Consider the following 15,844-nt stretch of genomic DNA (forward strand, 5'->3'; position numbering starts at 1 on the left):
GAAACAGTTGTATACAGTTTGTACATATGTATGAGCTAAGAAAGGAAGATATTCGTGTGAAGAAAAAAGAAAGCACTTCGCATATGTGCGAAGTGCTTTTAACGGATTCCAAAGAAGTTTTTCATCTTTGTAAATACCGATACCTTTTCTTGTCCAAATGCTTGCAATGGTACATTCTCACCCAACAAGCGTCTTGCAATATTACGATAAGCTAACGCTGCTTTTCCGCTCGGTTGCAACGCTACAGGTTCACCTGTATTTGTAGCACGAATAACTTCATCATCATCCTCGACAACACCAAGAAGCTCGATTGACAATGTACGTACGATTTCATCAACATCTAACATATCCTGCTCATGAAGCATATGACTACGCACACGATTAATAACAAGTTTTGGTGGTTCAATATCCTCTTTTTCTAAAAGCCCGATAATACGATCCGCATCGCGCATTGAGGATACTTCTGGCGTCGTAACAACGATTGCTTTATCCGCACCAGCTACCGCATTTTTAAATCCCTGCTCAATCCCCGCAGGACAATCAATTAATATGTAATCATAATCTTGACGTAATACTTGTATTAATTCATCCATTTGTTCAGGTGTTACCGCTGATTTATCACTCGTTTGTGCTGCAGGTAATAAATAAAGATCATCAAAACGCTTATCTTTAATAAGCGCCTGAGGTAAACGGCAACGCCCTTCAACGACATCAACAAGATCAAATACAATACGATTTTCCAGCCCCATTACTACGTCTAAGTTTCGAAGACCGATATCTGTGTCAATTAAGCACACTTTCTTTCCAGATAACGCCAGGGCTGTACCAATGTTCGCAGACGTTGTAGTTTTACCTACTCCGCCTTTTCCAGATGTAATTACTATTGCCTCTCCCACAGCTATACAATTCCCCTTTCTAACTTTGTTAAATTAGGTCTAAGATGAGTGAGAAGTTGCAGTCGATCGACAACAATGTGATTGTTCTCATTAATATACGCACATTCTGCCGCCTCCGCTCCGTCTTCTTTCTCTTCCGGAGCCCGCATTGCCACATCACTAATTCGAAGTTGCATCGGGTTCATATCAGATGCAGCGATTACGGCATCCGAATCCCCATAATACCCAGCATGCGCAATTCCTCTTAATGATCCTACGACAAAAATATTCCCCCCAGCGATAACCGTTCCGCCTGGATTAACATCTCCAATTAACAATAAATTTCCTTTTACATGTAAAACTTGTCCAGAGCGAACAATTTTGGAAATAGGGACAATTTCTGTTTCTTCTTTCCAAGCTATTGCTTCTGCTTTCGTTATAACATCACTTTCAATTGAATCCACAACAAGATTCTTTTTATTACGAATTAACGTACGAATCTCTTCTTGTTGGACTTCTGTTAAATAACGATTTCCCACTTTCACATGCACTTCAATTAAAGAGCGCCCATCACCATCATAGTAATGTGTAGAAAGCTTTTCATCCAGTTCCTCCAGTAATTCAGAGAATGAACAACAATCATCTAAATGAAGCGTTATTCCGTCTTTTGTCCCTTTTATTGTTACATTTTGTTGCTTTTTTTCTTCCACTAAAGTTCACCCCACCGATTCAATTCGACATAAAATTAGAAAATCCTTTTTTCTTTTTCTTCCATCGCTTTTGAAAGACGCACTAAATATCGTCTCAGTGGGAAACAAACTATCAATAAGAAAATTGCATTTAGCAATAAAGTAGACAGGAGACGATCTGTGAAAAAGACATACGCTGACATATGAGTACGTCCTAACAAAGTTAAAAATCCATACACATAATACTCTAGTGCTACAATGCTAGCTAGTACAATAGAAGCAACAATAAATAAATTCAATTGTAGTATCTTCATCACACTATAAACTAAATAAGCTAAAATCGGATACGCAAATATATATATACCGACAAGTTCTGTGTATACGGTATCAAATAAGAAACCAAATAAGAGTCCGTAATAAATCCCTTGAACCGGACTATAGTACACAGTAATAAAACATAATACAATTATAAAGAAATGAGGTGCTGCTATACCGTCTTTCCAAAAAACCTCTGTCGGAACAATAGTAGCAAACATATTTTCAAATAGAAAAACAAAAAGGAGCAAAAGAGGAAGAGCTGCTCTTTTTAAAATCTTCATCATCTCTTCTCCCCCTCCTATTCTAATGGCGCTGAAGGTATTGCACGTTTCGCAACCATAACATGCTCTACGTCATTCAAATCAGCGGCAGGTTTTACATAAGCTGTTTTTGTTAAACCGTATGGATCCGGCTGAACATCAACGATTGTTCCAATTACAAGACCTTTCGGGAAAATATCACCCAGTCCAGATGTTACAACTAATTGATCTTTCGCTACCTGAGCATCAGAGCCGATCTTTGTAAAAAGAAGTAAGTGCTTTTCTTTGTCGTAACCTTCAATCAATCCGAAGATTTTCTCATCACCTTGTACGATAGCAGAAACACGATTTGTTCGGCTCATAGAGCTTAGCAATTCTACTGATGATGTAAACTGAGATACACTTTTCACTCGTCCAACTAAACCTTGTGAAGTTACTACAGCCATATCTTTTTTAATTCCTTGCTGTGCCCCTTTATCAATTCCAACTAGATCGTACCATTTATCCGGGTTACGAGAACCGACAGTAGCTGGAATTTCAGTATAATCACTAGGCAACTCTTTTTTACCCGTTAACTCTTGTAACTTCTTTTTATCATCTTCTAATTGTTTTACTTTCCCTGATAGACCTGCATAATTATCTAATTTTGCTTTTAATTCTTTATTCTCTTCATACGTGCGCTTTACATCCTCTACATTTTCGAAGAATCCAGCTACGTATTTCGCTGGCTTTTGGAATACACGTTCTACAACACCGACAGTGTCTTTAACAAACTGCTCTGGCCATGTTAAACTGTTCCGTTCTTTCAATGAGATTCCAATCAATGCCACGAGAAGAATAATACTAACTAACAAAACAATTAATCTTTTGTTTAAGAAAAACTGTGGCACGTTCACACCCTCTTAATTTCATTGATTTTTATTTTGCAATATTATCGAGCAGCAGTTTTGAAAAGATCGATATTGTCTAATGCTTTACCCGTTCCAATTGCTACGCAATCTAATGGGTCTTCTGCAACAAGGACTGGCATATTTGTTTCTTCACTAATCACTTTATCTAAATTACGTAGTAATGCTCCACCGCCTGTTAATACGATACCACGGTCCATAATGTCTGCCGCTAATTCAGGTGGAGTTTTCTCTAACGTATTTTTAACAGATTCTACAATTGCATCTACTGTATCTTTTAATGCATCTGCAATTTCTTCTGGCTGAATTAGTACTGTTTTTGGTAAACCACTTACTAAATCACGACCGCGAATTTCCATAGGCTCGATACCTTCTGGCTCGCCTGCAGAACCGATTTCTAATTTTAATGCTTCAGCCGTTCTTTCACCAATCATTAAGTTATAGCTTTTCTTAATGTACTGAATGATTGAATCGTCCATATCATCACCAGCAACACGAACTGATTGACTTGTTACAATACCACCTAAAGAAATGATTGCAACTTCTGTTGTACCGCCACCGATATCAACAACCATACTACCAGTTGGTTCCCAAACAGGTAAGTTCGCACCAATTGCTGCTGCAAATGGTTCTTCGATTGGATAAGCATCACGAGCACCCGCTTGACGAGTCGCATCGATTACTGCACGTCTTTCTACAGCTGTAATACCAGAAGGTACACATACCATTACGTAAGGCTTACGTGAGAAGAATCCATTTGATTTTTGAGCTTGTTGAATGTAATATTTCATCATTGTTGCTGTCGTTTCGTAATCAGCAATTACACCGTCTTTCATCGGGCGAAGTGCCACAACGTTTCCTGGTGTACGACCAATCATTTGTTTTGCATCGCTACCTACAGCAACGATTTGTTTCGTATCAGTTTGTAACGCTACTACTGAGGGTTCACGTAAAACTACACCTTTTCCTTTTACATATACAAGCGTGTTCGCAGTTCCTAAATCTATTCCAAGATCGCGAGTAAAGCCACCAAATCCAAACATATTATTTATCTTCCTTTCTTGTTTTCACGGACTCATTTTTTCTTACTTTATATTATAAAAACAGTACGTTTTTTATATCTTTATCCTTTTTGTAGATAAATTTCTACAAAAAACTCATAAATCACATTATAAAACAAAATAAGTAAAAAGCATAGTCTTAAATATGACCTTTTTCCTTTAAACTCACGAATTTATGGTCACCTATTATAATATGGTCAAGCACTTCAATTCCGATAATCTGGCCGCATTCTACTAAGCGTTTCGTTACTTCAATATCCTCTCGGCTCGGCGTGGGGTCTCCTGAAGGGTGGTTATGAAGACATATGATAGAGGCTGCTGCGCGGCGGAACGCTTCTTTAAAAACTTCTCTTGGATGTACAATTGATGTGTTTAAACTTCCAATGAAAACCGTTTGCCTATGTATAACTTGATTTTTTGTGTTCAAATATAAACATACAAAATGCTCCTGTTGCAGGAAGCGCATTTCTTCCATCATATATCTCGCACAATCTTCTGGGCTTCGAATGCTGTATCTATTTTGATATTCTAAACGTACCATTCTTCTACCAAGTTCAAAAGCAGCTATAAGCTGGGCTGCCTTTGCAATCCCAACACCATGTATACTGACAAGCTCTTCTAACGTTGCATCTTTCAACATACGTAAACCATCAAAGTGATGTAAAATTTTATCTGATAACTTTAAAACTGTTTCTTCTTTAGAACCTGTTCTAAGTAACACAGCAAGAAGCTCCCGATTCGATAAACTTCCAGCTCCTTCTAACAATAAACGCTCCCGTGGCTGTTCTTCTTTGACAACATCACGAATACCGTTCATTTCTCCACCCCTTTTATTTGTTCTCTCAAAGAAAATCCCATGCAATTTTACGCATGGGTTACATCAATATTAAATTGTTTTAATTCCCGAACAAGACGTGAAATTGGTAACCCGACTACACTATAGTAGTCCCCTTGAATATGTTGAACAAAAATAGATCCTTTACCTTGAATTCCATAACTTCCTGCTTTATCAAGAGGTTCTTTTGATGCAACATATACGTCAATTTCCTCTTCTGTTAATTCCCAAAACGTAACTTCTGTACGCTCGTAAAAAGTGACTGTTTTGTCTTTTGCTATAATTGCAACACCAGTATACACTTCATGTGTTTTCCCTGATAATAATTGCAACATTTCTTTCGCCTCAGCCTCATTAGAAGGCTTTCCAAGAATACGCGATTCATATGTAACAATTGTGTCTGCACCTAACACAATGTAATCACTATTCTTTTCTGCTACCGCAGATGCTTTTTGCAGGGCGAGGGACATAACAATATCAGAAGGTGATGAGTACGCACCAATCGTCTCTTCTACTTCACTTACAATGATTTCAAATGGTACATCCGCTAACTCAAGCAGTTCCTTCCTGCGAGGTGATCCTGATGCTAAAATAATTTTTCTCATATTTTCTCCTTCCTTTCTCACATGAAGCAGAATCATTTACATCAATTGTATCAAAGGAATAGTTTGTCCACAAATGAAAGAAGTATTATTTTCTCTAAATAAAATAATACTTTTTACTAAAATACGATTATATTCCTACCATAGAGAAAGCACTTTGCTCTAAATTCAAAAGAAAAGAAAGAAGTACCTATACTTCTTCCTTCGTCACTTCATTATCCTATTATTTCACCTTTTGGGAAACAATTTTTTCATATGAAAGTATACCATCAATAATAACTTGATTTAATTTCGCCAAAGATTCCTTATCACCTTTTCCATCCTTCACTGTTTGCACAGCTATTGACGTATACATATACAATTTCTTTGCTTCTTCCTGCTTCATACTTTTCCCTTCTTTTTCAATTGCTTTCCACTCTTTTTCAATCGCACCTATATCTTTTGCATTACTTTTTCCACTAGCTTGTACGCTGGAAGCATATTTTGCTAAATGAGTATATAATGGCTGTACTTTTGTTAAAAATGCCCCAACTTCTTTATCATCTTTAAGTAATGCTTTATCTGTTATATCCCAGTTCTTTTTCAATACGGAGACATTATCATTTTTATACTGCATCATTAATTGATTTATGCCTTGTTCATCGCTAGCAATACCAACAACTAATGCATACTTATCACCGCTCAGTTTTAAAGCTGCAACGCCTCCATTACCTTTCCACTCTTCAAGAGCGGCCTGTCCCTTTTCTTCGGAAGAATAAACCCCTCCTTGCACAAAAAATAATTTCATTGGATCTAATGACGTTCCTGTCTGTTCTTTTTGTTTTTCCTCTTTTGGTGCCGGTGTTTGTTCTGCCGTTCCGCCCACCTTTGATTCTTCATTTCGCATCTGCTTCGAAGCTGTTACTTCGCTTCCCCCTGTCGCACCTTGTCCTTTAAGTAACTGTAGCATTCCCATCCCAAAAGCCGTACCAATAACAATCGCAGTTGCAACGATTGCAATTAACGTATTGCTCCACTTCTTTCGTTTTTTTTCCTTAGACACCAATTTCGCTTTTTGAAACGGAACAACGTTTTTCGGTCTTTCACTTTCTACTACCATCCATTCAAATTCATCTTTCTTCTTCTCCTCATATTTCGCTTCGGTTCCATTCACTTTCACTGAGATCGTTCGTGATTGCTTGTCCATACACTCACACCTCACCTCTTATCGTTGTCCGCATCATATCATATTCATTTCACAAAAAAACGAGATATTTGTCAGAGGAATTCGCCAAATAACCCTATATATTTATCTTATATGTATGCATTTGACTTCATTTGTAGAACAAAAAAACTAGATAGCAAAGACTATCTAGTTTTTCTCGCAAATATATTTTCGAACTTCCGAAATGAAATAAAGAGAACCTGTTATGATAAAAACATCATTTTCTCCAATCATTTCAACCTTCGTATCAATTGCCTCTTTCCAATTTTCAAAAACTAGTTTTGACTCTTTCTTTGAATACGATGCAAGCTTATCAGCAGAAATAGCACGATCAAAGGCGAATGTTGTAAAAATAATTTCATCGGCAATGGTTTCTAATTGATCTACCATATTATGCAATTGTTTATCACCTAGGGCAGTAAATAAAACTATTACATTTTTATTTTTGTAATGTGATTCTACTGTTTTCACAAGACTTTCGATACCTTCTGGGTTATGGGCACCATCTATAATAATATCCGGATTGCTTTGCAGTTTTTCAAATCGCCCAATCCAATACGCTTCCTGTAATCCAGTTCTTATTTCTTCTTCCTCAATTAAAAATGATAAGTATGTTTTGACATACATGACTGCCATAAGTGCAAGTGCTGCGTTTCCTACTTGGTGAACACCTTTCATTGAGATTCGCACATCTTCAAAGGTGGCGAAAGGACAAATGAAATCGAACTGTTCTCCATCTTCGCCAGACTGTTTATGTAACACTGTAAAATGCTTGCCCATCTCGTATAAGTTTGCATGATTTTCCTTTGCAACTTTTTGAATGACTTGCAATGCTTCCTCATCTCGTACACCAGTAATAACCGGAACACCAGACTTAATAATCCCCGCCTTTTCATATGCAATTTCTCCTAGTGTATTCCCTAAAATATGCATATGATCGTGGCCGATATTTGTAATAATCGTGAGAACAGGATGAATAACATTCGTAGAATCAAAACGCCCTCCAAGCCCTGTTTCAAATAAAACAACATCACAGAAATTAACTTTACCGAAATAACAAATTGCCATAACAGTAATAATTTCAAACTCAGTCGCTTCCCCTAAATCTGTCCCATCTAGTTTTTCAACGACTGGCTTTACCATCTTTACAAGTTCAGTAATCTCTTCATCTGCAATTGGTGTCCCGTTCACACTAATACGTTCGTTAAATGTTTCAATATATGGAGAAGTAAATGTTCCTACCTTATATTTTGCATCTTCTAACATGTAGCGCATATATGTTAACGTTGAACCTTTTCCATTTGTACCAGCAAGATGAACACATTTTATGTGACGCTCTGGATTTCCGAGCTCTTCTAGCATCCATCTCATTCTTTCTAATCCTGGTTTAATACCAAACTTCAATCGGCTATGAATCCACCCTATCGCTTCTTCGTATGTATGTATCACGTATGCTTTCCCCTTTCAAAAGACAACCTTCATACTCCTATTATACGCAAAGAAAAGAGACTCACCAATATAGTGAGTCTCTAAAAAATATTTTACTTTTCAAGATCTGCTAGACGTTGGCGAACTGCTTCACGTTTTTCTAGGTAGTCTTGCTCTTTCGCACGCTCTCCGTCAATAACTGCTGCAGGAGCTTTCGCTACGAAACCTTGGTTTGAAAGTTTCTTCTGTACACGTTCTACTTCTTTGTCGAACTTCTCAAATTCTTTCTCAAGACGTGCTCTCTCTTCATCAAGATTGATAAGATCAGCTAACGGTAAGAATAACTCTGCACCTGATACGATTGCAGTCATTGCTTTTTCTGGTGCTTGTAAATCCGTTTGAATTATTAATTCGCTTGGGTTACAGAAACGCTCAATGTAAGAGCTGTTTTTCGTAAGTTGAGCAAGTACAGCCTCATCTTTTGCTTTAATTTGCATTTGAACTTTTTTGCTCATTGGCGTATTAACTTCTGCACGGATGTTACGAACAGAGCGAATGATATCAACTAGAAGGTGCATTTCTGCCGCAGCTTCTGTATCTTGTAAATCTTCGCGAACTGTTGGCCATGCTGCTACTGTAATAGATTCGCCTTCATGCGGTAAATGTTGCCAAATCTTCTCTGTTACGAATGGCATGAATGGGTGTAATAGACGCATTGTTTGGTCTAATACGTAAGCTAAAATAGAACGAGTTGTTTTCTTAGCTGCTTCATCTTCACCATATAGTGGCAGTTTCGCCATTTCAATGTACCAGTCACAGAAATCGTCCCAAATGAAGTTGTATAATGAACGACCAGCTTCACCGAACTCATATTTATCCATGTTACGCGTTACGCTTTCGATTGTTTCGTTTAAGCGAGTTAAAATCCACTTATCCGCAACTGATTTTTCCCCAGTTAAATCGATTTCTTCATACTTCATATCATCCATGTTCATTAATACGAAACGTGATGCGTTCCAAATTTTATTAATGAAGTTCCAAGTAGACTCTACTTTTTCCATACTGAAACGTAAATCTTGACCTGGTGCGCTTCCTGTTGATAAGAAATAGCGCATTGCATCTGCACCGTACTTCTCGATAACATCCATTGGATCAATACCGTTACCAAGAGATTTACTCATTTTACGTCCTTGCTCATCACGAACTAAACCGTGAATTAATACATCTTTAAACGGACGCTCGCCTGTAAACTCTAAACCTTGGAAAATCATACGAGATACCCAGAAGAAGATGATGTCATAACCCGTTACTAGTGCATCTGTTGAATAGTAACGTTTGAAGTCTGCTGAATCTTCATCCGGCCAGCCAAGTGTTGAGAACGGCCATAACGCTGAACTGAACCATGTATCCAGTACGTCGTTATCTTGATTCCAGTTTTCAATATCTGCTGGCTCTTCTGTACCTACGTATACTTCACCAGTTTCTTTATGATACCAAGCTGGAATGCGGTGTCCCCACCATAATTGACGAGAAATACACCAGTCGTGAATGTTTTCCATCCAGCGTAAATATGTGTTTTCGAAACGCTCTGGTACGAACGTTACTTTCTCTTCTTCTTTTTGTTGAAGCTCTACTGCCTTCTCAGCAAGTGGAGCCATTTTTACGAACCATTGTGTTGATAAGTAAGGCTCAACAACTGCACCACTACGCTCACTATGACCTACTGAATGCATATGAGGCTCAATTTCTACTAATACGCCCGCTTCTTGTAAGTCCTTCACTAACGCTTTACGGCATTCGAAACGATCCATACCGTTATACTTACCAGCTTTTTCGTTCATTGATCCGTCTTCGTTCATTACTAAGATACGTGGTAAGTCATGACGGTTACCTACTTCAAAGTCATTCGGGTCATGAGCTGGTGTAATTTTTACAACGCCTGTTCCGAAATCTTTTTCTACGTACTCATCAGCAATAATCGGAATCTCACGGCCTACGATTGGAAGTGTAACTGTTTTTCCGATTAAATGTTTGTAACGATCGTCTTCTGGATGAACCGCTACTGCTGTATCACCAAGCATCGTTTCTGGACGAGTAGTCGCAAGACGAATATGACCAGAACCATCTGTTAACGGATAGTTCATATGGTAGAATGCACCTTGAACTTCTTTATGAATTACTTCAATATCAGAAAGAGCTGTGCGTGTCGCTGGGTCCCAGTTGATAATATATTCACCGCGGTAAATTAAGCCTTTTTCGTATAATTGAACGAATACTTTATTAACCGCATCAGATAAACCTTCATCTAATGTGAAACGTTCGCGAGAATAGTCTAGTCCTAAACCAACTTTCCCCCATTGTTGACGAATGTGAGACGCGTATTCCTCTTTCCATTCCCAAGCTTTTTCAAGGAATTTCTCACGGCCAAGATCGTAACGTGAAATACCTTCTTCACGAAGTTTTCCTTCTACTTTCGCTTGTGTTGCGATACCCGCATGGTCCATTCCTGGAAGCCATAATACATCGTAACCTTGCATACGCTTCGTACGAGTTAAAATATCTTGAAGAGTTGTATCCCAAGCATGACCTAAGTGTAACTTACCAGTTACGTTCGGAGGTGGAATTACAATTGTGTATGGTTGTTTCTTCTCATCTCCTGTTGCTTCGAAATATTTGCCTTCAAGCCACCATTGATAAAGGCCTTCTTCAACGGACATATGATCATATTTAGTTGGTAAATTCTTTTCCGTATTTGACATTATTTTCCCTCCTTAAAATAAAAAATGCCCCTCATCCAAAAAGGACGAGGGACATCGCGGTACCACCTTTATTTACAAACAAATTCAGGAATTTGCTTATACTCTTAATTTGATAACGGACAAATCCGTCTTTTCCTAATAAGAACTATTCCGTTCAGAAAAGATGCTCCAGGGCTACCTTCTAACATAACTATCTAGAGAATCTCCCAGCTAATGATTCTCCTCTCTGAAGACGTTTCTTGTTATACTCTTCCCCTTCAAGGCATTTATATGATTGTTAATTATTATATACAATAGTGTAAAAAACGAAACCCTATTCGTCAAGATAAATTTAATACTACGGCTTTTTGGGCAAAAAAAGAAGATAAGTAGCATCCTCTACTTATCTTCTTTATCCCGCTATTTGCGGGCAGTAAGACCCCCACTGATTAAAGTTTCACTTTATCCGTTCCCTTGCTGGGCAGCTTGTAATTGCGAAAGGAAATATTCTATATTGCTAACGAGCCAATGCGATTGTTGTAAGCTCTTTACTCCGAGAAGTTCATTTTCCTTATTGCGACTCCCTCTTCTTTTCTTATAAGACTGGATTTGCCGAATAAATTGCGATGGATACGTCATATACGCAAACATGAGTAGTTGCTCTTCTTTCGTAAAAGGGAAATTTTTTTGGTACATTTGATACCATTCAAACCGATCACTTCGCGCAATTGGATACGTATTTAAAGACCGAGAATAAAACCCTACTATATCTTGCACCGGTGTGGCAAACTTCGATTTTTCTAAACTAATAAAATAGCCATTCCGTTCATAATCAAATAAGAAATGATTAAGCGATACGTTACCATGTACAAAAGTAATACGTGTTTTTTCTTTTTCTTTCATCGCATCGTTCCACTCAGTTAATTGCTTCATTGCAAACTCACGCGCCCTCATTACATGATGATAGTACGTACAATATTGCAATTCAAACGGAGACATATACCACTTCGCTTCAGATTCTACGAGAAACTCTTCTAACATCTCACCATCATTCTCCCAGCGATCGGATATATTTGTATAATGTTTTTCTAAATCTTCTTCTGTATACGTTTCTTCTTTCACCGTTTTTTGATGTAACGTCCCGAGAGTTTGAAACATTTTATGGTATTGATCATTATCCTCGCCATTGCCTTCCGCACGTTCTAACCAAGGCATTAAATAATAATTATACGTCCCGTCACTTAAAATATAATTTCCATCCGTCGCATGGTATATAGGTACATAATTTGAAAAACCGTTCTCCTTCAAATATTGAATATGGTGCAAAAAGTTATTCCGCTCTAACTTCCCGTCTTCTATTTTCTTGAGCGCATACGGACCTTGATTCGTGTAAATTTTCGTTACACTTCCGTGCTCTTCCATATGCTGTGTATCCAATCTATATTGCCTTACAATGGGTTCATAGCGATTTCGTAATTCAATATCCATACGAATAACCCTTTCTATTCAAAACATTGCCTTTAGGAAAATAAGTGAGTGAAAACACTCACTTATTTCGCTTTTGCCCTTGAAACAGGAATATAAATAATTTGTCCCGCAGTTAAATATATATCTTCTGTTTGATTGACACGATATAAGTTTTGTACAGACGTTTCATAACGGTCTGCAACAGATTCGATTGTATCCCCTTCTTGCACGAAATACATTCTTAACTTTGTAAATTCTTCTTCCGGTTCTTTCGTAAATATTTTCGTTAAATAAAGTGCATTTTCATCTCGCTGTGAATACGTTTCTTCTTCTTGCTCTTCTTGTTTTTTCGCTTTTTCTTTCTTGAAATCTTTTCTTCCGAACAATTCAAATTGTGGCGTTGATTCTTTCTCCTCTTCACGCTCCACAAATTCATGTTCTTCTATTTCCTCTTCCTCTACTTCCTGCTCTTTTCTTTCCTCTAGTTGAAACGGTTCAAATGCGTAATCTTCCCACTCATCTGATTCCTTATAGACTGGTTCTTCTACGTGCATGGCGGGTCTATTTTCATCTTCTTGTGCGGAATCAGCCTCTAACTCAGCATACGCTGTTTCTTCCTCTTCATCCTCGATTCTTTCTTCATCACATAAACCAGTGATAGATATATCCGCTAATAATTGTAAGCAACCATTTTCCTTTAATTCATAATCAAACTCCTCAATAGATACATATAGTTCTTCAATTACTTTCACACGGTTTCTCGGAATTGATATTTCAAGCGGAAAGGAATGAACAAGTTCATTAACCCCATCTTCCCTTGTTTCTACATAATCAATCGACTTCGCTGGCGATAAATCTCTTAATGAATAAGCCGAATCATCTTGCCGCGCAACGTACTCTCCCGTTAAATCTAATTGCCCTCTCACGATAACTTCATGATCAAGCTCTTCTATCTCAACGTCTGGATCTAACGAAATTGACAAAAGTTCTTCGACTTCCTGTCCTTTTTGGAACCAAACAGATTCTTTTAATGAAAAACGTAATGAATGATCTGTTGCCACTTCTTTTCCCCCTCCCAAACTATATGTCATTACAGATTTATGTATGGAAAGCTGACTTTATGAATAAAAAAAATCGCTCCCCTTATGGAGAGCGATTTTCTTTCAACAATTAAGCTTTTAATTTTGACATTGCAATTTCAGCTGCTGCAATCGTCGCTTCAATATCTGCATCACTATGTGCTGTCGATAAGAATAGGCCTTCGAATTGAGATGGTGGCAAGAATACACCTTGTTCTACCATTTCACGATAGTAAGCCGCAAAGAATTCTAAGTTTGAAGATTTTGCTGCATCGTAATTAATAACTTGTTCATCTGTAAAGAAGATACCAATCATAGAACCCGCACGGTTAATATGATGCGGAATGCCATGTTTTTCAGCCGCTTTACGTAAGCCAGCTTCTAACATTTCAGCTTTACGCTCAAATTCTACATATGATTCTGGCGTTAACTGTACTAACGTTTCATAACCTGCTGCCATTGCAAGTGGGTTACCTGATAAAGTACCTGCTTGGTAAATCGGTCCGCTCGGTGCAACTTGGCGCATAATTTCTGCTTTACCACCGTATGCTCCTACTGGTAAGCCACCACCGATTACTTTACCTAAACAAGTTAAATCAGGTGTTACACCGTAATAACCTTGTCCGCAATTATAAGCAACTCGGAATCCTGTCATGACTTCATCAAAAATAAGCAATGCACCATTTTGCTCTGTTACTTCACGAAGACCTTCTAAAAATCCTGGTTGCGGAGGAACAACACCCATATTTCCTGCTACTGGTTCTACAATTATACAAGCAATATCATCACCAAATTGTTCGAAAGCGTATTTCACACTTTCTAAATCGTTATACGCTACGGTAATCGTATTTTTCGCTACACCTTCTGGTACACCTGGGCTATCTGGTAAACCTAGCGTCGCCACACCAGAACCCGCTTTAATTAATAACGAATCACCATGACCGTGGTAACAACCGATGAATTTCAAAATTTTATTACGTCCTGTATAACCACGAGCTAAACGTAGCGCACTCATTGTCGCTTCTGTTCCAGAGTTAACCATACGTACAATCTCAATTGATGGTACGCGCTCAATAACAAGTTTCGCTAATTTATTCTCAATTTCCGTTGGGGCACCGAAGCTTGTTCCTCTTTCAGCAACAGATTTTAAAGCTTCAACAACACGATCATTCGCATGACCATGAATTAAAGGACCCCATGATAATACGTAATCGATGTATTCATTTCCATCGATATCATATACTTTAGAGCCTTTTCCGCGCTCCATAAACAACGGATTCATACCAACAGACTTAAAAGCACGAACGGGACTATTTACGCCACCAGGCATTAAATCTTGCGCCTCTTCAAACGCCGCAATCGACTTATCAAACTTTTTCATTATTTAGCGCCTCCTTCTTGTAACCATCTTGCTGCATCTTTTGCATGATACGTAATAATTAAATCTGCTCCTGCACGTTTCATGCTAATTAATTTTTCAAGTACAACTTCTTTTTCATTAATCCAACCATTTTGCGCTGCTGCTTTAATCATCGAATATTCACCACTTACGTTATAAGCAACGACTGGTAAATTAAAGTTATTTTTCACATCACGAATGATATCTAAGTAAGAAAGAGCTGGCTTTACAATTAAGAAATCTGCCCCTTCCATTACATCTGATTCTGCTTCACGGAATGCTTCCATACGGTTCGCTGGATCCATTTGATATGTTTTACGATCACCAAATTGCGGAGCACCGTGCGCCGCATCACGGAATGGTCCGTAAAATGCTGATGAATATTTCACAGCGTACGACATTACTGGTACGTGTCCAAAACCATTTTCATCTAATGCATGGCGAATTGCTGTTACGAATCCGTCCATCATGTTTGATGGCGCAATAATGTCCGCTCCTGCTTTCGCTTGGCTTACAGCTGTTTTCGCAAGAACTGCAAGAGACTCGTCATTTAAAATAATACCATCTTCAATTACACCGCAATGACCATGGCTTGTGAATTGACATAAACATGTATCTGCAACTACTACTAGCTCAGGGAATTCACCTTTAATTTGCTTAATTGCACGTTGCACAATTCCATGATCACAATATGCTGATGATCCAACTTCATCTTTTTCAGCAGGTAAACCAAATACAATAACAGAACGAATACCTAAATCAACAACCTCTTGCATTTCAGCTTGCAATAAATCTAAAGATATTTGATATACGCCTGGCATAGAAGGCACTTCATTACGAACATTTTCTCCTTCTAATACAAAAATAGGGTAAATAAAATCTTCCGTATGTAAAAACGTTTCACGCACAAGCGCACGCATATTACCGCTTTGTCTTAAGCGACGATGACGATTAAATTGTAAAGAGTTCATAGATTTCTAT

Annotated in this window: 14 protein-coding genes and 1 other annotated feature; all 14 genes read right to left on the bottom strand. The window is 38.0% G+C overall.

The genetic code is table 11. The features are described 5' to 3' along the window. Positions 1 to 98: 98 nt before the first annotated feature. Positions 99 to 896, bottom strand: coding sequence for a septum site-determining protein MinD (minD, locus tag ACLBWW_RS03835; protein ID WP_000503312.1), 798 nt, complete (start codon positions 894 to 896; stop codon positions 99 to 101). A 2-nt stretch (positions 897 to 898) separates the two neighbouring features. Next, a complete protein-coding gene (minC, locus tag ACLBWW_RS03840; protein ID WP_000391511.1) occupies positions 899 to 1,585 on the bottom strand; it encodes a septum site-determining protein MinC in 687 nt (228 codons plus the stop codon). Between the two features lie 35 nt (positions 1,586 to 1,620). Further along, complete coding sequence (gene mreD, locus ACLBWW_RS03845; protein WP_000975755.1) at positions 1,621 to 2,166, bottom strand: rod shape-determining protein MreD; 546 nt, start codon at positions 2,164 to 2,166, stop codon at positions 1,621 to 1,623. 14 nt (positions 2,167 to 2,180) lie between these two features. Next, positions 2,181 to 3,032 carry a rod shape-determining protein MreC gene (gene mreC, locus ACLBWW_RS03850; RefSeq protein ID WP_048541368.1) on the bottom strand — a complete coding sequence of 284 codons (852 nt, stop codon included), beginning with the start codon at positions 3,030 to 3,032 and terminating at the stop codon, positions 2,181 to 2,183. Between the two features lie 41 nt (positions 3,033 to 3,073). After that, positions 3,074 to 4,093, bottom strand: a complete 1,020-nt coding sequence (mreB, locus tag ACLBWW_RS03855; RefSeq protein WP_000466737.1) for a cell shape-determining protein MreB — start codon at positions 4,091 to 4,093, stop codon at positions 3,074 to 3,076. A gap of 157 nt (positions 4,094 to 4,250) precedes the next feature. Next, positions 4,251 to 4,928 (bottom strand): DNA repair protein RadC, encoded by a 678-nt coding sequence (radC, locus tag ACLBWW_RS03860; RefSeq protein WP_046958808.1) that lies wholly within the window; start codon positions 4,926 to 4,928, stop codon positions 4,251 to 4,253. Positions 4,929 to 4,975: 47 nt separating this feature from the next. After that, the gene (locus ACLBWW_RS03865; protein ID WP_048541366.1) at positions 4,976 to 5,551 is read right to left on the bottom strand and encodes a Maf family protein; all 576 of its coding nucleotides are present in this window, start codon (positions 5,549 to 5,551) and stop codon (positions 4,976 to 4,978) included. 220 nt (positions 5,552 to 5,771) lie between these two features. After that, the gene (locus ACLBWW_RS03870) at positions 5,772 to 6,734 is read right to left on the bottom strand and encodes a hypothetical protein (RefSeq protein ID WP_048541363.1); all 963 of its coding nucleotides are present in this window, start codon (positions 6,732 to 6,734) and stop codon (positions 5,772 to 5,774) included. A 165-nt stretch (positions 6,735 to 6,899) separates the two neighbouring features. After that, positions 6,900 to 8,201, bottom strand: a complete 1,302-nt coding sequence (locus ACLBWW_RS03875; protein ID WP_048541360.1) for a bifunctional folylpolyglutamate synthase/dihydrofolate synthase — start codon at positions 8,199 to 8,201, stop codon at positions 6,900 to 6,902. 92 nt (positions 8,202 to 8,293) lie between these two features. Then, positions 8,294 to 10,939 carry a valine--tRNA ligase gene (locus ACLBWW_RS03880; RefSeq protein ID WP_046956279.1) on the bottom strand — a complete coding sequence of 882 codons (2,646 nt, stop codon included), beginning with the start codon at positions 10,937 to 10,939 and terminating at the stop codon, positions 8,294 to 8,296. Between the two features lie 37 nt (positions 10,940 to 10,976). Beyond that, positions 10,977 to 11,209, bottom strand: a binding site (T-box leader). A gap of 171 nt (positions 11,210 to 11,380) precedes the next feature. Then, complete coding sequence (ysxE, locus tag ACLBWW_RS03885; RefSeq protein ID WP_048541358.1) at positions 11,381 to 12,406, bottom strand: spore coat protein YsxE; 1,026 nt, start codon at positions 12,404 to 12,406, stop codon at positions 11,381 to 11,383. A 62-nt stretch (positions 12,407 to 12,468) separates the two neighbouring features. After that, on the bottom strand, positions 12,469 to 13,446 hold the full coding sequence (gene spoVID, locus ACLBWW_RS03890; protein WP_048541357.1) for a stage VI sporulation protein D: 978 nt from the start codon (positions 13,444 to 13,446) through the stop codon (positions 12,469 to 12,471). Positions 13,447 to 13,555: 109 nt separating this feature from the next. After that, positions 13,556 to 14,845: a glutamate-1-semialdehyde 2,1-aminomutase gene (gene hemL, locus ACLBWW_RS03895; protein WP_048541355.1), complete on the bottom strand. Its 1,290-nt coding sequence runs from the start codon at positions 14,843 to 14,845 to the stop codon at positions 13,556 to 13,558. Then, a complete protein-coding gene (gene hemB / locus ACLBWW_RS03900; protein ID WP_046958800.1) occupies positions 14,845 to 15,834 on the bottom strand; it encodes a porphobilinogen synthase in 990 nt (329 codons plus the stop codon). The genes hemL and hemB overlap by 1 nt, the downstream gene beginning before the upstream one ends. Between the last annotated feature and the right edge of the window lie 10 nt (positions 15,835 to 15,844).

Source organism: Bacillus sp. M5A3_1b, assembly GCF_053345335.1.